This window comes from Oceanimonas smirnovii ATCC BAA-899, assembly GCF_000381965.1.
Classification (GTDB): domain Bacteria; phylum Pseudomonadota; class Gammaproteobacteria; order Enterobacterales; family Aeromonadaceae; genus Oceanimonas; species Oceanimonas smirnovii.
Genome location: NZ_KB908454.1, coordinates 286,324 through 305,889, shown reverse-complemented (window position 1 = coordinate 305,889; position 19,566 = coordinate 286,324). Strand labels below are relative to the sequence as shown.

14 protein-coding genes are annotated in these 19,566 nt (G+C 53.8%); 3 read left to right on the top strand and 11 right to left on the bottom strand.

The window, feature by feature from the left end:
- Positions 1-27: 27 nt before the first annotated feature.
- From G364_RS0101370 to G364_RS0101350, 5 genes are all read right to left on the bottom strand, one after another.
- Positions 28-801, bottom strand: coding sequence for an ABC transporter ATP-binding protein (locus G364_RS0101370; protein WP_019933351.1), 774 nt, complete (start codon positions 799-801; stop codon positions 28-30).
- Between the two features lie 2 nt (positions 802-803).
- Complete coding sequence (locus G364_RS0101365; RefSeq protein WP_019933350.1) at positions 804-1,811, bottom strand: FecCD family ABC transporter permease; 1,008 nt, start codon at positions 1,809-1,811, stop codon at positions 804-806.
- Complete coding sequence (locus G364_RS0101360; RefSeq protein ID WP_019933349.1) at positions 1,811-2,770, bottom strand: FecCD family ABC transporter permease; 960 nt, start codon at positions 2,768-2,770, stop codon at positions 1,811-1,813. The genes G364_RS0101365 and G364_RS0101360 overlap by 1 nt, the downstream gene beginning before the upstream one ends.
- Positions 2,767-3,708, bottom strand: a complete 942-nt coding sequence (locus G364_RS0101355) for an ABC transporter substrate-binding protein (protein WP_211212408.1) — start codon at positions 3,706-3,708, stop codon at positions 2,767-2,769. Before G364_RS0101355 ends, G364_RS0101360 begins: the two co-directional genes overlap by 4 nt.
- A 165-nt stretch (positions 3,709-3,873) precedes the next feature.
- A complete protein-coding gene (locus tag G364_RS0101350) occupies positions 3,874-5,091 on the bottom strand; it encodes a tyrosine-type recombinase/integrase (protein WP_019933347.1) in 1,218 nt (405 codons plus the stop codon).
- Positions 5,092-5,513: 422 nt separating this feature from the next.
- Here G364_RS0101350 and G364_RS17455 point away from each other — a divergent pair, with 422 nt between their 5' ends.
- Together G364_RS17455 and G364_RS0101340 are read left to right on the top strand one after the other, a co-directional pair.
- Entirely contained in the window at positions 5,514-7,304 is a 1,791-nt protein-coding gene (locus G364_RS17455; protein WP_019933346.1) for a methyl-accepting chemotaxis protein, read from the top strand.
- 324 nt (positions 7,305-7,628) lie between these two features.
- Positions 7,629-8,687, top strand: coding sequence for a sensor domain-containing diguanylate cyclase (locus tag G364_RS0101340; protein WP_019933345.1), 1,059 nt, complete (start codon positions 7,629-7,631; stop codon positions 8,685-8,687).
- Positions 8,688-8,734: 47 nt separating this feature from the next.
- Here the strand turns inward: G364_RS0101340 and G364_RS0101335 are convergent, their stop codons facing one another.
- Together G364_RS0101335 and G364_RS0101330 are read right to left on the bottom strand one after the other, a co-directional pair.
- Positions 8,735-11,785 (bottom strand): efflux RND transporter permease subunit, encoded by a 3,051-nt coding sequence (locus tag G364_RS0101335; RefSeq protein ID WP_019933344.1) that lies wholly within the window; start codon positions 11,783-11,785, stop codon positions 8,735-8,737.
- A 14-nt stretch (positions 11,786-11,799) separates the two neighbouring features.
- A complete protein-coding gene (locus tag G364_RS0101330) occupies positions 11,800-12,870 on the bottom strand; it encodes an efflux RND transporter periplasmic adaptor subunit (protein ID WP_019933343.1) in 1,071 nt (356 codons plus the stop codon).
- Between the two features lie 132 nt (positions 12,871-13,002).
- Between G364_RS0101330 and G364_RS0101325 the strand changes: the two genes are divergently transcribed.
- Complete coding sequence (locus G364_RS0101325) at positions 13,003-13,440, top strand: helix-turn-helix domain-containing protein (protein WP_040614409.1); 438 nt, start codon at positions 13,003-13,005, stop codon at positions 13,438-13,440.
- Between the two features lie 9 nt (positions 13,441-13,449).
- Here the strand turns inward: G364_RS0101325 and zapE are convergent, their stop codons facing one another.
- The 4 genes from zapE to G364_RS17270 form a co-directional block, all read right to left on the bottom strand.
- Positions 13,450-14,562: a cell division protein ZapE gene (zapE, locus tag G364_RS0101320; RefSeq protein WP_019933341.1), complete on the bottom strand. Its 1,113-nt coding sequence runs from the start codon at positions 14,560-14,562 to the stop codon at positions 13,450-13,452.
- A gap of 31 nt (positions 14,563-14,593) precedes the next feature.
- Positions 14,594-15,598, bottom strand: a complete 1,005-nt coding sequence (locus G364_RS0101315; protein WP_019933340.1) for a protein kinase domain-containing protein — start codon at positions 15,596-15,598, stop codon at positions 14,594-14,596.
- A gap of 8 nt (positions 15,599-15,606) precedes the next feature.
- Complete coding sequence (locus G364_RS16205) at positions 15,607-18,774, bottom strand: Mur ligase family protein (RefSeq protein ID WP_019933339.1); 3,168 nt, start codon at positions 18,772-18,774, stop codon at positions 15,607-15,609.
- A 93-nt stretch (positions 18,775-18,867) separates the two neighbouring features.
- Positions 18,868-19,566 (bottom strand): hypothetical protein (locus G364_RS17270; protein ID WP_019933338.1); only part of this gene is annotated, 699 nt, incomplete at its 5' end.

Genomic DNA, 19,566 nt, shown 5'->3' with positions numbered 1-19,566 from the left:
TGAACTTTTTTAATAGTTTGGTGTCGTCTATCGGGCCGTGCCCCGGGCCAGGGCGTGATGGAAGCCGTCATCGTCCTGCACTATGTGAGCGTCGACGCCGAACACGTCGGCGATCAGAGCCGGGGTCAGCACCTCGGCCGGGGTCCCCTCACGCACCAGGCCGCCGGCCCGCATCACCACCAGCCGATCTGCGTAGCGGGCCGCCTGGTTCAGCTCGTGCAATGACATCAGCACCGACAGCCCCTGCTCCCGGTTCAGCTGGCCGAGCAGCTCCAGGGTCTCGAGCTGGTAGCCCCAGTCCAGGTAGGTGGTCGGCTCGTCCAGCAGCAACAAGTCCGCCTGCTGGGCCAGGGCCATGGCGATCCACACCCGCTGCTGCTGACCGCCGGACAGGCTGCGCAGGGCCTGCTCGGCCAGCTGGGCCACGCCGGTCTGGCGCATCGCCCATTCAACCCGGTCGTGATCCTCCTGTCCCGGACGGCGCCACAGGCCGAGGTGCGGATAGCGCCCCAGCATCACCAGCTGGCGCACCTGGATCTCGTCCGGCGCCGTCGGTTGCTGGGGCATGAAGGCCAGTCGTCGCGCCAGATCCGAGCGCGACCAGGCACTCAGCTCGCGCCCGTCCAACCGAATGGCACCGGTCTGGGGCTTGAGCAACCCGGCCAGCCCCTTCAGCAGGGTGCTCTTGCCGCAACCGTTGGGGCCCAGCAGGGCGCACACCCCGGGAGACAGGGTCAGGCTGACGCCGTTGACGATGCGCCTCTGACCGTAACCCAGGCTGAGATTGTCGATTTCCAGCATGTTCATACCTTGCGATTGAGCAGATACAGAAAGAAGGGGCAGCCAACTAGGGCGGTCACCACCCCCACCGGCAACTCAAACGGGCTCATCACCACCCGCCCCAGGGTGTCGCCGGCCACCACCAGCAATGCCCCCAGCAGCATGCAGCCCCACAGCTGGGCCGAAATGCGATTGGGATACAGGCGACGGGCCAGATAAGGCACCAGAATGCCGACGAAGCCGACCGGGCCGCTCATGGCCACGGCGCTCGCCGCCAGGGCCACCGCCAGCGCCAGCATGAGGCCGCTCCAGCGGGTCACGTCAAAGCCCAGGGTGTGCGCCTTTTGCGAGTCCAGGCTCAGCATCAGCATGGGCCGGGACAACAGGGTCACCAGCGGCAGCAGTACCAGGCTCCAGGGCAACAGGGCCCACAGCCGATCCCAGCCGGCGCCGTACAGGGTGCCGGCCAGCCAGAGAATGATCACCTCGCTGGTGGCCTGGCCCCACAGTACCAGGGCCCCCATCAGCAGCGCCGAGAAGATGGCGGCGCAGGTGGCCCCGACCACCGCCAGCCGTACCGGGCTTAAACCGGTCCGCCGCCACAGCCACCACAGCAGGGCCCCCGACAGCAGGCCGCCGGCCAACGTAAGCCAGGGCAGCCAGGCCAGGGTTACCGGCACCAGCTGGTAGCCGGCGTCCTGGCCCATCAGCCGGCTCAGCAGCACAAACACGGTGACCGCCGCCAGGCCGCTGCCGGAAGAGATGCCGAGCACGCCGGCGTCGGCCAGGGGGTTACGGGTGATCAGCTGCAACAGGTAGCCGGCCAGCGCAAAATGGGCTCCGACCAGGGCGCCCAGCAACACTCGGGGCAACCGGTAGTCCAGCACCACCCGGTGCAGGTGTTCACCGCCCTCGCCGGCAAGCAGCTCGGCAAGGTTGCTCAGGTGCACCTGAGCAGCGCCCTGCACCAGGGCGGTCAGGCCCGCCAGCAACAGCAACAGCGGCAGGCCCAGGGTGGACAGCAGGCGCATCAGACTTTCTCCTTCACCATCAGCCACAACAACAGGGGCCCGCCCAGCAGGGCGGTCATGACCCCAAGGGGGATCTCCTGAGCCGTGCCCGGCAGCCGGGCCAGTACGTCGGCGCCCATCAGCAGCACGCCGCCCAGCAGCAGGCACAGGCCAAAGGGCTGACGCGTGCCCGGCCAGAGAAAGCGGGTCATGTGCGGGGCCAGCAGGCCGACAAAACCGATGGGACCGGCTACCGCCACCGTGGAAGTGGCCAGCAGGGTGGCCAGCAGCAAAAACCAGACGCGCCAGCGCGCCGGCCGAAGGCCGAGGCTGAGCGCCATGTCATCGCCGTTTTCCAGCAGGGCCAGGTTGCGCCGGGTCAGCCACAGCGCCAGCAGGGCCGGCGCCATGCACCACAACAGCATCTGCACCTGAGGCCAGCTGCGCCCGGCCACGCCGCCGGCCATCCAGAACAGGAACTCACCGGCGTCCGCCTCCGCCCGCAACAGCAGGGTGGTGGTAATGCCACCGCAAAGGGCGGTGACCGCCACCCCGGCCAGCACGATGCGGGTCGGTTGCAGTTGCCGGCCGCCGGCCAGCAGTAGGGTCAGCAGGCCGGCGAGCAAACCGCCGGCCACCGCCAGCCAAGGAGTCAGGGCGACGCCCGCCTGCCACAGCAATATGCCGGCGACCACCGCCAGCGCCGCGCCGGCGGACACTCCGGTGAGCCCGGGGGACGCCAGCGGATTACGGCTGACCCGCTGCATCACCTGGCCGGACACCGCCAGGCTGGCGCCCACCAGCAGGGCCAGCAGGGCCCGGGGCAGGCGCAGCTCCCACACCACGGTCCGGGCCAGACCATCCCCCTGCCCCAGCAACGCCGACCATAACTGGTCGGCAGGCAGCGCCAGATGGCCCACCGTCAGGCCGCTCCACAACAGCAGCGGCACCATCAGTACCAGTAACAGCGAGGGCGTCATGAGAACGGCTTGAGAGTCAGATCCGCCGGCAAAGCCGCCGGCGCGTCAAACAAGTCCGGATAGGCCAGATGCCCGAGCTGCTTCAGGATCACGGCGCGGGCGATGGGGCCGCCCCCTTCCTTCCAGTGGTAACCCACTTCATACACCCTGTGATTGCGCACCGCCTTCAGGTACTTCCACAGCGGGTTCTTGACGAAGGCGCGGGGCTGAGCGCTGGGAAACAGCACCAGAATGTCCGGGTCGGCGGCAAGCAACTGCTCGAGCGGCATGCGAAAGCCAAAGGGCAGCTTGCCCGGCCAGGCGGGGCTGGGACCGGCCACGTTTTTCAGACCCAGGGCCGAGGCCAGCTCCACCGGCAGAAAATGATCGTAATAGACAAAGGGTTGCTCGCTGGCGGTGACCAGCATGGCGATGCTCTGCCCGCCTCGGTCGCCCACCTGTTGCGCCATGCGGGTCAGGGTCTGCTCGAACTCCTGATTGATTTGCTCGGCCCGCTGCGGCTTGCCCACCAGGGTGCCGATGTCGGTGACCGCCTTCAGGCTGTCCGCCAGGGTCAGATCATCAAAGGCCGCATAGGGAGCGATCGCTTGCAACCGGCCGGCATTGGCCTCGGTGTAACGGCGCACCGCCAGCACCAGATCCGGCGACTGGCCGGACAGCAGCTCCAGGTTGGGCTGGCCTCTGGCGCCCAGGCTGATCGCCGACGCCAGCGTCTCACCCAGATAGCCGGGCTTGTCCTCGTCATCAAACTGGGTCACCGCCACCGGCGTAATTCCCAGCTCCACCAGGGCGTCGGCGGCAAAGGCCGAGATCGCCGCCGGCCGGTTCGCTGGCTGTGCTAGGGTAATCGATTCTCCCCTATCATCGATCACTCTCACTTCGGCCCTTGCCTGAAAAGCCAAGGTACTCAGCAGCAGTGCCATGTAGATAAATCTCATTCGAAACATCTCTATGGGTAGGATAGCGAGGGATTTTAAGTCAAATAAAAATCAAAATCAGTTGCTTTCTGTCAACCTTGTTATGTTCCTAAAATGATTTAGGGATAATCCTATTTATTTTCAGTCACAAACACAGATATCAACCTCGACTGTATTTAAAGTGCATTACTCCACCTTCTTCTCGGCCAGTGCCTCACGAGATACCAGCTTATCTATTAGATCCGCCCATTCCTGCATCATGGCTTTGCGTTCGTCCAGATACTGGGCCTGGTTGTAGCTGGCTCGTACCTTGTTGCGCTCGGTATGTGCCAGCTGGCGCTCTATCAAATCCGAGCGGTAGCCCATTTCGTTCAGCAAGGTGGAGGCGGTGGCCCGAAAGCCGTGAGCCGAAAAGCCAATGCTGCCCTTACCGCTGAATCCCATACGCTCCAGGGCCCGGTTCAGCGTGGTTGCAGTCATGTAAGTATCAGGGTTGCGCAAGTTAGGAAACAGCAACGGTCGGCCACCGGTGAAGGTATGCAGCTCTTGCAGCAGCTCAACCGCCTGGCGGGAAAGCGGCACTATGTGAGGCTGACGCATCTTCATTTTTTCTGCCGGGATCCGCCATTCGGCCCGCTCCAGGTCAAACTCGTGCCATTCGGCTTTACGCAGCTCTACGGTGCGCACAAAAGTCAGCAGCATCAGCCGCAGCGCTATTACTGTGGTTCTGTAGCCACCATACTCGTCCAGTGCCTTGATGAACTGAACAATCTGCTCTCGGGTAAGGGGTTTACGGTGCTCCACCTTAGGCCGGTGAATTGCGCCCTTCAGAGCGGCGGCAGGATCATGGTCGGCACGCAGGGTGGCAACAGCGTAACGGAAGATGGCAGACGACCACTGCCGGATCAGCAGGGCCACGGTTTCCGCTCCCCGCTCCTCTACTCGACGAATAATTTCCAGCAGGTGGGCTGCCGCCACATTGCGAATGGGAAGCTTTCCGATATAGGGAAACACATCTGCCGCCATAAAGCGCTCAACCTGCCGTTGGTAGTAAGGCGTCCAGCCGGGAGACTTCTTGTCTATCCACTCTCGCGCCAACGACTCAAAGGTGCTGGCATTCGCTGCCTGGTTCGCCAGGCGTTCGGCTTGTCGTTGGTGTGACGGGTGGAGCCCTTGCTTGACCAGGGCTCTCGCCTTGTCATGCTCGGTACGTGCGCCAGCCAGGCTCAGGGTTGGGTACTCGCCAATGGCAAAGACATTCTCTTTACCGGCAATGCGGTAACGATACCGCCACAGCTTGGATCCCGAAGGTCTAACCTCCAGGTAAAGGCCCTGGCCATCGGCTAGCTTCTGGGGCTTGTTGGCAGGCTTGGTGTTACGAACTTTGGCATCGGTCAGCGGCATAATGCGGGTATCCTGATTTCGATACCCGCAACGATACCCGCAATTTTCATGGATGGCAATAGACACAAAAAGCTCGAATAAGAGCTAAAATACTGATATTAAATGATTTAACGATTTACAAAGAGACCTTAATGGACACCGGTAGACCTGAATGTCGATTATCGATCATCAGCAGCATATTGCACTTATCTCTTTGATTTAATTAACACTAGATAGCCTGACACTGCTTTGATACCCGCTTGTCCGAGACCTCAACAGCACCCATGAGGAAGCGGTATTTTCGCATCTATCCTGTTGGCGTCAAACTCAGGCACAGCTAACTTTCACTTTTTAGGCCAAGCTTAAAATATTATGTAAAGAAGGGTGAGCATGGCCGGTCTTGGTCTGGGTTGGTCGTTTGTGAATCATAAGGAATTGACACTATGGGGTGGAGCAAAAGTTTTGGTTTTCTTCGGCTCGGGCATAGCAGTAATGACCGGCTCAGAGAAGCACTGGATAATGCTATCGACGCCGTTGTCAGCATCGATCAGCACAACAAAGTGATCTACTTCAACCCCGCCGCGGAACGACTGTGGGGATACAGCAAGGACGAAGTACTCGGCAATAACGTGAATATGCTGGTCCCCGGCACCATCCGTGCAGCTCATGACGGTTATATCAACCGCAACAGGGAAACAGGGAAAAATGTGATTGTTGGCACCAGCCGTGAGGTTCAGCTGCAGCGTAAAGACGGCCAAATGGTGTGGGCCAGTCTGTCACTCTCCCGCTATCAGCTGGGTCGTCACATCGGCTATACCGCTTTTGTGCGGGACATCACCGCCGAGCACAATATGCGTGAGACGATTAACCAGACCTTGGAGCAGGCCATTGATGCTGTCGTCACCATTGATGAAGACAATATTGTCACCTTTTTCAATCAGGCCGCGGAGCGGCTGTGGGGCTATGACAGATCCGAAGTGCTTGGCCAGAACGTCAAAATGCTGGTTCCTCACCAGCTTCAGGCCAGTCATGACGGCTATATCAACGCCAATCGCGATACCGGAAAAGATAAAATTGTCGGCACCAGCCGTGAAGTGCCGGTCTTTCGCAAGGACGGCAGCAAATTATGGGCCACACTGGCGTTATCCAAAGTCCAGCTCAGCGGACGTATCATTTACACTGCCTTTCTTAAAGACGTCACCGCTGAGGTCGCCCGGCGGGAAGAATTCCGGTTGTTATCGCTGGTGGCCAACCGCACTAACAATGCAGTGATTATTACCAATACAGAAGGACGCATAGAATACGTTAACCCCGGATTTTGTGAACTTACCGGTTACACTGCGGAGGAAGTACAGGGGAAAATACCGGGCCGTTTTCTTCAGGGCGAACAGACAGATCCGCAAACCGTGGCCCGCATCAGTGAGTATATTGCTCGCAGGGAAGCCTTCTACGACGAAATTCTGAACTACGACAAACACGGCACTCCCTACTGGATATCTCTTGCAATCAATCCGGTGTTCAGTGAGCAAGGCAAGCTGGAACACTTTATCTCCATTCAGGCCAATATCACCGAAACCAAATCAAAGGCGCTGGAATTTAATACCAGACTTGATGCCATCGGAGCTTCCTTCGTGGTCGCAGAGTGGGATCAGAATGGCAAACTGAACTACACCAACGACTTGCTCAACAAGGTAATGCAACTATCAAACCCGGCCCAGGCCCAAAACCCGCTGGCACAACTGTTAACACTGCTGGGAGAAGCAGATTGGCGCAAGTTGCATCAGGGAGAAAGCCTGAAGCAGGACCTGGATTTATCCGGTATGACAGCACACCCTGTGTGGCTGGATGTCACCTTTACCCCCATCATGGATGTAAACGGCCGCCTGTCCAAAGTGGTAATGTATGGCTCCAATATCAGTTTACGCAAACTCACCATTGATGAAACTAACAGCGCCATGAATGAAGTGCTGCACTCAAGTGAGCAAATTCAGCATATTGCCCGCACCATCAATGATATTGCCGAACAAACCAATTTGCTTGCGCTGAACGCAGCCATTGAAGCCGCACGGGCGGGAGAACAGGGACGCGGGTTTGCCGTGGTAGCAGATGAAGTGCGAACGCTGGCTTCCCGCTCCAGAGCATCGGCGGACGAGATAAGCCGGCTGCTCAGCGACAGCAAAATACGTATTGAAGGGCTGGCCGACTCCCTGCAAAAACTGGAACAGACAGAATAATCATCTGTTCAAGCAGGGTGTTAACGAGTCAACCGAAACAAGATGCTGCTTTATCAAAGCAGCATGAAAGCTGAGCACTATCTCGATCGGCAGTATCGACATGGTCCAAAGCATTGGTATACTCATGGGCGCCAGATATTTTACCGTTTTTTGCCCCACAATATGTGCGGTGATATGGCCCAGAGCGGGTTTATCTGCCGCCCTGCACCAGCAGTGATACACAAGGGCGACAGATGCAGCGCCCTCCCTCAATATCAGGGAGGCTCGTACAGGTGATCGAGTGCCCGTGCTTGTTGTCGATCAACCACTAACCGGTAATACACCATGACCTCTTACTCCTCTCAGCCCGGTGATGCCAGGGCTTACAGCGAAGAAGCTCGCCTTTCTGTTCTGGCCTCTTACGATATTCTTGACACGCCACCGGACAGTGCCTTTGATGAAATAACCGAGCTGGCAGCGCTGCTCTGCGATACTCCGATTGCCGTGATTAACTTTGTAGACCGGGACCGGCAATGGTTCAAGTCCGAAAAGGGGCTGGGAATCAAGGAAACTCCCAGAGATATTTCCATTTGCGCCCATGTAATTCTGCAGTCGGAGTTATTTATCGTTCCCGACACGCATCAGGATCCACGCTTTGTCTGTAATCCGCTGGTCACACAAGATCCGCCGCTGCGCTTTTATGCCGGGGCTCTGCTCAACAGTCCGGACGGTCTGCCGCTGGGTACACTGTGCGTACTGGATCACCGCCCGCGGGAACTGACGGAAAAACAGCAGGTGGCCCTGACAACCCTGGCTAATCAAATAATGAAAAACCTGGAGCTGATGCGTATTCAGCAAGAGCAGGCCTCACTGATCCAGCAGCTGCAATTTGCCCAGCAGGAGCTGATTCATCTGGCAGCCACCGATCCGCTTACCGGTTTGTATAATCGCCGCGCGTTTGAGGAGCGCCTCAGTCAGGAGCAGTCTCTGATCCAGCGAGGCCGGGCACCGGCGGCACTGATGCTGATGGATCTGGATAATTTCAAAGTAATCAATGACGACTTTGGCCATGAAGCCGGAGACAAGGTCATTGAGCACTTTGCCAGTGTCTGTAAAAAGGTGTTTCGCCAGGCAGACGTAATTGGCCGCTGGGGAGGTGAAGAATTTGTTGTATTACTGCCCGGCACCACTGAGACCGATGCCTGCCAGGCAGCACAGCGTCTGCACCAGTTACTGGCACAAAGTCAGATTGAATACGATGGTAATACCGCCTTGTCCATTACCGTCAGTATTGGCCTTTGCAGCCTGAGTAAGGATTGCCCGCTGGAAGAAGCCCTGCGCCTGGCTGATGAATTGCTCTATCAGGCCAAGGATCAGGGCAGAAACCGCACTGTCACCCGCTGACGTTTAGCCATGCGGGTGACATACCGTTTTTCAGTTTAATTAATGCATCATTCACCGTCGTTATTCGGCTGAATGCGAAAGATCACCACATAAAGCAGCGGCACCACTATCAGGGTCAGCACGGTAGCAAAGGCCAGACCAAACATAATGGTGACCGCCATGCTTTTGAAGAAAGGATCCATCAGCAGCGGAGCTACCCCCAAAATGGTGGTAAAGGCCCCCAGAAAGACCGGCCGTGCCCGGCTCACAGCCGCATCCATCACGGCGGCAAAGCCCGGCTTACCCTCGGCTATTTCGGCATCGGCCTGATCTACCAGCACAATGGCATTTTTCACCAGCATGCCAATCAGGCTGAGCAGGCCCAGTATCGCCATAAACTCGAACGGCACCTGAAACAACACCAGCCCAAGCGTCACGCCAATAATAGCCAGAGGTGCGGTCAGCCAGATCACCAGCGGCTGACGCAGGGCGTTAAACATGACCACCACTGCCAGAATCATGGCACTGAAACCATAGGGTGCCGACAGTGCCAGCCCTTCATTAGCTTCTTTTGAGGCCTTATCTTCCCCGTGCCACTCCAGCCGGTAACCGGGAGGCAGCGCCATGGCTTCAATCTCGGGCCGCAGCCGTTCCAGCAGCGGTCCGGACAACTCACCGGGCAACGGATCGGCCTGCGCCTTAATGGTAGGGAACCGGTCCACCCGGCGAATGATGGCATCCACCCATTCCAGCTTAACGGAGGTGACCAGCTGACTGACCGGCACATACTGTTTGGCGGTGGGGCTGTATACCTGCACGTTTTCCACCATGTCAGCGGTAGCCCGTTCGGCTGCCGGTGCCCGGGAAATAATGGGGATCAGCTGGTCACCTTCACGATAAACGCCGACACGTTCGCCACTAAAGGCACGGTTAATGGCCTGGCTGATATCGGCCAGGGTCAGGCCGGCACGGCGAGCGGCCACTTCATCTACCACAGGGCGTAATACAGGCACTTTTTCACGCCAGTCGTCCTGAATGGCAATGGCGCCGGCATCCTGCGCCATAATGGCCTTGGCCTCTTCTGCCAGCTTACGCAACACCGCCGGCTCCGGCCCCATAAAGGCGGCTTCTATTTTTTTGCCGCCGCCCCGGCCCAGCATGAACTTCCATACTTTTATATCCGCCAGCGGATGGCGCTCGGACAGCTGCTGCTGCAGGCTGGCAACCATGCCGGCAATTTGCGTGGGATCATCCACATCCACCAGCAGCTGACCGTAACTGGTGTTGGGATCTTCCGGGCCGTAAGTCAGCATAAAACGCAAACCACCCTGCCCGATAAAGCTGGTGACATGGGTCACGCCATCCTGCTGCTGTACAAAGTCACCAATGCGGGCAAGCTCGGCTTCGGTTTGCCGAATATCTGTGCCCTGAGGCAGGTACATATCCACCACAAATTGCGGCCGGGCCGACTCGGGCATAAAACCCGGCTGAACCCATTTAAAGCCAAACATGGCACCGGCCAGCAGCGCCAGCAGCAGGCCACCGGTAATGGCCCTGTGCTGCAGAGCTGTGCGCAAGATACCGCGATAACGCACCATAATACCCGATTCAGGCTTGTCTTGTGCAACCGGCTTTACTTTCAGCAGCGCCACACAAAACAAGGGCGTAAGGGTAACGGCAAACAACCAGCTGAACAGCATGGAGTAAAGAATGACCCAGAACAGTGAGCCGGCATATTCCCCCATATCCGTTGGTGACAGCCCAATGGCACTGAACGCCAGAATGCCCACCGCGGTGCCACCCAGCAGCGGCCACTGAGTGGACTGCACCACAGCCGCGGCGGCGCTCTCGGCCCGCTCGCCCTTTTGCATGCGCACCAGAATGCCGTCGGTCACTACAATGGCATTATCCACCAGCATACCCAGGGCAATGATAAGCGCCCCGAGTGACACCCGCTGCATGGCAATATCATCCAGCCGCATTACAATCAGGGTTCCGGCCACGGTAAGCAGTAATACGGCTCCCACAATAATGCCGCTGCGTAGCCCCATAAACAGCACCAGCACCAGTACCACTATGGCCACAGCAGCCACCAGATTGGAGACAAAACCGTTTACTGCCTCACGCACCGAGTCGGACTGATAGGACACTTCGTTCAGCACCATGCCAATGGGGCGCTCGCTGTCCAGCTCCGCCAGCCGGGCGCGCACTGCATCACCCATGTCCACCACGTTGCCGCCGGCCACCTGGGAAATGCCCAGCCCAATGGCGGGCTTACCGTCATATTTCATCAGCGCCCGGGGCGGCTCACTCTCGGCGCGGGTAATGGTGGCCAGGTCTTTCAGAAATACCACGCTGTCGCCATCCTGCGAGGTGATGGCAAGGCTCCCCAGCGCTTCAACCGAATCGGCCTGTCCTTCAGGGCTGAAATAAATCCGCTGGGGGCCAATCTGCAGATTGCCGGCATCGCTGATCACATTCTGCTGACGCAATGTCTGATAGATATTGCTCAGGGGCACTCCCAGGCGAGCTGCCTGGGCGGCAGAAATTTCCAGATAAATGGCTTCCTGAGGCGCACCAAGAGTCGCAATTCTGGCCACGCCGGGCACCTGCAGCAGCTCCCGCTCCAGCCCGCGTAAGTAGTCTTTAATTTGCTGCAGGGTAAAACCTTCACCGGTGACCGCAAAAAATAACGCATACACATCACCAAAGTCGTCATTCACCACCGACGGCCCCGCCCCCGGCGGCAGCTGGCGCTGCGCATCGTTCACCTTGCGTCTGAGCTTGTCCCACACCTGCTCCAGCTCGCGGGCGCTGTGGGCAAAGCGCATATCAATTTCCACTTTTACCAGGGAGTCGCCCATGCGCGATACCGACGTCACTTCTTTCAGCTCCTGCAGTTGCTGCACGGCTTCCTCAATGACTTCGGTCACCTCTTCTGCCACCTGCTCCGGCAAGGCACCGGGATAAGGCGTGGAGATCACCGCCTGGCGAATCACAAACTCCGGATCTTCAAACCGGCCCAGGCTCTGATAACTGATATAGCCGCCCACCAGCAACAGCAGACAGGTCATCCAGGCAATGGTGCGCCTGGCAAGGGTATGTTCAGCAATATTCACGGAAAAATCCTTGTTCAGGGAGTGGATGACATGGGGCGCACTTTCATGCCTTCCCGCAGCTGACTAACGCCGGCAGTCACGATGCGCTCACCGCTTTCAAGGCCGGTGCTTACCACCACGTTTTCGCCCTGAACAGGTCCCAGCGTGATCGGCTGGCGCTCTACTTGCTGGCTCTCGGGGTTAACCTTCCACACACTGGTATTGCCGTCCGGGCCTGCTACTACCGCCTGCAAGGGAATGGTCACGATCGTTTCAGCTCCCTGCTCCATGGCATCAGGCATAATCTCTACCGACATGCCCGGCAGCAGGGTAAAACCGGGTTCACCACTGAGTGCCAGCACCGCCTCATAGCTTTGGGTTTGCGGGTCTGCCTCGGCAGAGAACGACTTCAGCTCCACCGGCAGTGGCTGGCCGGGTCTGTCGGCAAACACTGCCTGGCCTTTAAGCTGTTTGGGGGCGGTGCGCACTACCCGCTCGGGCACGCTGATCACAATTTCCAGATTTTGGGTGTCCTGCAGGCTGACCACCGTTTGCTTGGCCTGCACATTACTGAAGTTTTCCACCTGGCGACGGGTCACCACGCCGTCAAAAGGAGCCAGCAGGCGCGTGTCGTCCATGTCTTTTTTGGCAGCCAGGTAGCCCGCCCGGGCTACTTCCATGACAGTACGCTTCTGATCCACTTCCGCCCGCGCCACGGCCTGGCTTTGCTGCCAGATGCGATTAACCCGGTTATAGTCAGTGCGGGCCTTGTTGTATTCCGCTTCAGCGGAATTCAGCCGTATCTGATAGTTTTCGCCGTCCAGCCGGGCCACCAGTTCGCCCTGCATAACTCTCTGCCCTTCCTGTACCGGCAGCTCCACAATGCGCCCGGGCACATTAAAGGCAAGCTCAGCCCGCTGCACCGCCCGAACCCGGCCAGGAAAACGCAGGCTGCTGTCATTACTGCCGGCCCCCACCTGCATAATTTGGGCAGGGCGTACGGTTTCTTCACTGCTGGCTGGCGGAGAGTCCTGATCGCAGGCACTCAGACTGGTGAGCAGGCCAGCGGCACTCAACAGGCCAAATACGACATTTTTCAATCCCATAAGTTTGTCACTCTTGTTTTAAATGGTGTTATCTATGGTCTAGTGTCAGCCAAAGCCCGCTTGCTAACAACACTGGTGTCGCCCAAAATGGGTTATTACTTTTTTCTTCTTTTTCATAAAGATATAAAAACCATGGCAATAGAAGACGATCACCTTACCACCCATTTCGGGCGCATCTGGCCGGCCCATGTAGAGGCACTGACCGAGTTATTAATTCAGTTACGGCAGCAATTTGACGGCGATCTCGACCTGATGCTGGTGCTGGCAATTCTTGGCACCCGGGCACAGCCGGCGCGCCATGCCAAAGCCATGACCTACAGTGAGTTTATGGCAATAAACAAACCCACGCCTGCTGGCAGACCCATTAATATTCAGTCAGTAGCAGCATGCAGCGGCATTGCCCGGGAAACAGTACGCAGAAAAGTGAACAAGCTGGAAAGTATGGGCTTTGTGACCCGTGAAGCCAGTGGCAACCTGCTGGTAACGCCACAAGCCACCAGCGCGCTGGCACCGGCAACGGAAGCCAGCCTGCGCTATATGGCAGAAATGCGAAAACATTATAAAGACTGAAAATGCTCGTTATTTTTCTCCAAACCGTGCCAATTGCATTTCCTTCAGCCGGCTCAGGGTGCGGCGAAACGGAAACGCCAGCGCACCATCGGTATAGAGCGCATCCATGGCCACGGCGGCATTGATATAAACCGGAATACCGCGGTCATAGCATTCATCCACCAGCGCAATAAAACGGCGCACGCCGTCGTCCTGGCGAGACAGCGCCGGCAACACGCGATCGCCAGCAGCTACTTGTGCGGTGCCGTCTTCCGTCCCCCGGGCAATGGGATTTTGCCGGCTGTTGCAACTGAGTCGAGGCACCTCGCTCAGCAGTATTTGCTCAAACTGATCGCACAGGGCGATAAAATCCTGGGCCGCCAGCGGTTGCTCGCACAAGTCAGCATAACGACACCAGAGCATCCCCTTGCTGCATCCCAGCACAGGAATGGAACGATTACCCAACATTAAAGGCTCAGTATTCTTCTTCGTGCCGGCCAGTTGTTCAAACACGGCGGCAAGAGCAGCAGGCTCGTTCACCCAGTAACGCTGCTGTTGCCGCCCCGGATGCAGGCGATGATCCTGCTCACCATGCACCGCTACTACCTGCATACATTCAGTCATGGCTGCCACCGCCGGCAAAAACTGCTCCCGATTAAAGCCGTCTTCATACAGACCTTCCGGCGGCTGGTTGGAGGTAGTGACCAGCACCAGGCCCTGTTCAAACAAATGGCGCAGCAGCCGCCCCAGCAGCATGGCATCACCAATATCACTGACAAACAACTCATCCAGGCATAATACCTGCACCTCTGCGCTCAATTCCTGAGCCAGCACCTGTAACGGCTCTTCAATACCGGTCAGCTGAAACAACCGCCTGTGCAGCTGCTGCATAAAATGATGAAAATGCAATCGCCTGGCAGGCACATCAGCGCTCTGCAGACTAGAGAAAAAACGGTCCATCAGCCAAGTTTTACCCCGGCCCACCGGCCCCCAGAGGTACACTCCGGGCGTGGCCGGCTGCTCAGCCAAAACGCCGCGATAACAACTTTCAAGCCACTCCACTGCATAACGCTGAGCCGCATCGTCAACAAAGCCGGACTCCAGCGCAGCAAGCCAGGCAGCATAAGGGGATAAAATAGTCATAACAGACTCCGGTAACAGCACGTTGCGTTAATTAGGCTTTGCGTACCTCATCAAAGTAAGGATGTTCCATCGCCTCTTTGGCTGTCAGCCTTTCCTGATGGTCTACTTTGAGTGTTTTTTGCAACAAATCGAGCGCCAGTGCCGTTTTAAAAGGCGTTTCTGCCTTGCTCATGATCCTGTTACTCTTGTTGCTGGGGGTTACAATGGCCTTCAGCTTTTCTTCAGAAATACCGTTCAGATTATACTTTTCAATATAATCCCACAGTTCTCCCTCTCCAAACAACCCTGAAATACTTCTAATTAACTGCACTTCAGATTTATCTTTGCCTTTAACAAAAGGAAAATCACCAAAAACAAAGCCAGCAAATAAACAGGCAAACGACCACATATCAAGAGAGTAGTCATACTGTTTCATACCCAACAACAGCTCAGGAGCCTTGTAATAATAAGAACCTACACGAAGGTGATATTCCTTATAAGGGTGATAAAAGTCAGCCATACCCCAATCTATAATCTTAAGTCGCTCTCTTTTCCTGTTAACAACAATATTAGAAGGTTTAATATCTCTGTGCATTACTCCCCTGCTGTGAGCCTCATCCAGACCATTAAGCAACTGAAGCATATAAACTTTAAGCTCCACTTCAGAAAGAGGTGTATCCTTTTTAATTACACCATCGTTAATATAGTAATGCATAATGATATATTTTTGATCATCATCTTCCTTAACTGCATCAAAGATATGAGCATTATTCACACTACCTTTAATGCGCCTGAGCACAGAGATCTCTCTTTTTATCTTTTCAGACCTGTCTTTTATTAACTTTCTTATGGTTACATTAATGCCTGTCTTTTTACAAGTTCCTTTATAGGCCTGAGAAAAGGTTCCTTCTCCCAGCTTCTTACCAATAACGTAATCTTCAATAGAGCCCCATTTTATTTCTTTATGTTTATAGTCCCATTCACTATTATTACTTTCACAGTTAATGTTTTGGTAGTTTCTGGATATTGACTTTTTACCCGAACCTTTTTTATACATAATGAAAATTACTTTATTGATGAGTAACTTAATGACAAACGTTTAAGTGAATCTACCACTTTATGCAGACCAGTACCATTGGATGACTTAATCAAAAGCAGATCTCCATCTTGCAAGTCTTTTTCAAGAGAATTTATTACAACATCAACGTTTTCAAACCAGACACAAGGTATATCTCTATCTAATAGAACAGGTACAAGTTCTTTCATGTATTCACCAACAAGGTATACCTTATCAGGTGAGCTTTTTACTATTTCCGGCACTAAACCCATATGATAATCAAGAGCATGCCCACCTAATTCGAGCATATCTCCCAACAAAAACAAATTTCTTACAGGTTTAAAAGAAAAGCTACTTAACCCACACATATTAATAGCTGCTTTCATTGAAGCAGGGTTCGCATTATAGGCATCATCAATCAGATAGAATATGGTATTTCTTAACTTACAGCATAGCACCTCCCCCCTACCTTTGACTGCACTAAATAATGGCATCATTGCTGCAGCAACTGTAACATCAAGCCCTAAACTCTCAACCACAGAAAAACATGCAAGAGCATTCATTACCATATGTTCACCAGGATAACCCATAGCAAACCTAAAATGCTCTCTATTACGACAACTAACAATAACCTCTTTGCTTTCAGCATTAAAGTCAACAAGTCTTATATCACTATCAACATGAGTTCCAAAACTAATTATTTTAGCCCCATAATGAAGCGCAATCGAAGAAACCAATTCCCACTCTAGCAAGTCCCGGTTAATTACAGCAACTCCACCAGGAGCCATTTTAGAAAAAATTAAGGATTTTTTTCTTGCTATATCTTCAGTTGATTTGTGATATTCAAGGTGAGCAGGATGAATATTAGTTAAAACGGCAACTTGGGGAAGAGCCAAACTTGCATTAGTCTGCATTTGTCCAATTGCCATTTCTACTACTATGTAGTCAGAGTCCCAAGACATAGATGCTAAGTTCCATGCTATACCGACGGGAAGATTTGCATTATGCTCTGTTTTATTTACTTTACCCCATGGCTTCAATATATGTTGAAGCATAGCAACCATGGTGGTCTTCCCTGCGCTACCAGTGACTCCGATAACTTTTGCCTTTGTCTTTAAGCGAGCGTACTTTCCTGCATCAATAATCGCTTTCCTTACATTATTAACCAGAATAGTAGGGATATCACTTTTATCAACTACACTTTCATCAGAAACCAGTAGAGCCTGAGGTAAAAACGGGAGATACTCAATTCTCTCTGCTTTAATAAATGTTTTATCGTTCACTCCTTTTACTGCAGCTATACATCCTGGCCTCATAGTATTCTCAGTAATGCATAACCCAGTTGCACGCCAGTTATCTGAAGATGGTTCACGTAACCAACGTCCATTGGTTGCCTTCCTCAGATGATCTTTTGTCCAATATATATCACCACCCTCAGAACCTATATCTTTTAAAATAAAATCATAGCTCTTTTTTAAAAAATTATGATAGGCAACGTAACCTGAAAGGTAATGCTCAACATCGTCAATTCTTACCCGAAAGGAATGGTGGCGTATAAAAAAACTACCCAATATAGTCTGAGGTTCGGCAAAATACATCGCGAACTCAGGCCAGAAAAAACCGTTCATCAGATAGTTTGCCCGGGCATGCAAGGCCGTATAAAACTCGTTTTCATCAAAGTCTTGAAGAAGGTGCTGCATTTCAGGCAGCTGCTTGATGCGCCCCAGCGTATGATGAAAAGCCATACTGAGTTCAAGTAGTGTTGGGTAAGTGGTTCTTCGGTTTTTTATAAAGTCGAGATAACCGGCAATATTGTTAACAGCAAAGCGAAAGTATTTCTCTTCAGGCCGGTAACGAGTCAGTTCATTCACACAGTAGGAAAGCCAGTGATCATGGGCTTGCCAATGACCATTATCTATAAAATAGTCAAAAGCACGCTCAACAAGCTTAAGCCAACGCTCATTTTTTGTTAACCCATACAATCTCATTAAACCAAATGCTGCTTCACCATCATAATAAATGATTCGAAATTGCTCCTTAATGGAGAGATCATCTGAGTTTAATACATGCGCAAACTGACCTGTGTCAGGCTGTTGCATCAATTCAATACCCGCCGCCAATGATTCCATTAGTGACAGATAACGTTCATCATTGGTCAACTCGGTATATTTCACCATCGCCAACAAGCAGACGGCATTACCACCAAGCTTAATTTCGTTTCCGGTGTCTACCAGATAAGCTACTTGCTGTTCACTATTCAGCGAGTAAGTATGGATCAGTTCATTGACAAGGTATGCAAGGGCTCGATCAATGGCGTTTTTCAGTTCAGCACTCTGGGTCAGCTCCCAGGCTTCAAGCATGGCATAGGTAGTACTGGCATGGCGCAGCGCATTGTAATTGGCAATTTTTCGGCCAAAACAGGGAAAGTAACCATATATAAATTTTCCATCTGGCATCACCTGACGAGACAAAAAAGCAGCACCATAATCCACCAGGCTAAAGACCTGAGCAGCATTCAGCGGCCCGGGCTGACGCCGGCCACCATTACGACCAGGGCCAGCTAAAGGGATACCTTTATCACTGCTACCTGGAAGATCATTAATGCTCTCGTCCATTGAGTAAAAGCGTCCTGCCGTAGAGAGCACATATATTAAATCATTCTCTTTAATATCTAGTGTAAACGGCTGGTCAAAGCGCTTTTTAAAGTATGCATTAAGATTTTTAATATTAAGGCTGGCATGTGGAATGTGGCTGCCAGAGTATAGAATAGCATTGGCATTCAGCTCTTGCTCGAGCAAGGAGCATTCAAAATTGTTAGAGAATGAAATACCATACCTGAAATAATTACGCTTTGTTCTGCTCAGCAGGTCATTAAATTTTTTAAAGCTTATAGCCTGAACTTTAGTGGCCCAGTCAACCCTAAGCCATTTAACGGAATGTGTATTATCAGGTGTTATGCTGATACATTCACCAACCGCTTTACTCCAGGCACTCTGAAAATCGTTACCTGAAACTGTAACAACTTTAGCTTTCTCCCTGGCATTACTTAAAGACAAGTACAGGATAAAACCAGGCAGTTCATTTTTTTTAATATTACCTTCTTGAGCTAATACATGCTCATCACTTAAAAGATGAACAAGCTCCTGATAAGCTTTTTTAAGTAACACATCCAGCATGTGTTTATCTCCAATACCATACAAAACACAAAGCCCCCTATGTAAAGAGGGCTTTGGTTAAGGCTTTAAATGCTACCACAGCGCAAAGGCATGTTAGTGATCAAGCCCTCCTGGTTTATTGGCAAGATCAAAGGGATCTTCTTGCTGCCCCCCAAAGGCATCACCTCCTGCATCCCCTTGCGGTGAACTGCCACTGCCGGACCAGGATGCTGAGCTGTTGTTATCATCACTCTCTCCCAGATCAATCTCATCTTTCTCTACAGAAAGCACACTGTCTATATCCAGCGCTTGACCTTTCTGCTCTTCGGCTTGTCCGGAAACCGGTTGTTTAGTGTCATCTGCAGCCGGCATTGGTACAAGTTCATCTTCACCATCGGAGAAAAGACTCAGTGCCTTAGCCTTGCCGGCACCGTTACCGCTGTTCCCTTTGCCTGAATTACTGCTGTTTTCAGCGTTGTTGTTACCACCGGAATTACCGGGGGCATCCTGGTCACCATTACCATGGCCATTGTTGCCCTGAGGCCCTTTGCCATTATCAGCATCGTCTTCACCAGCCTCACTGCCTGACTCATGGTCCGGTTCGCCATCGGAATGATCAGAGTGACTGTCCGACTTATCACCGTCTGACTTGTCATCGTCCGATTTACCACCGTCCGACTTGTCATGATCCGATTTACCGCCGTCCGACTTGTCATCATCCGACTTACCGCCGTCCGATTTGTCATCGTCTGATTTACCGCCGTCCGACTTGTCATCATCCGACTTAACGCCATCTGACTTGTCATCGTCCGA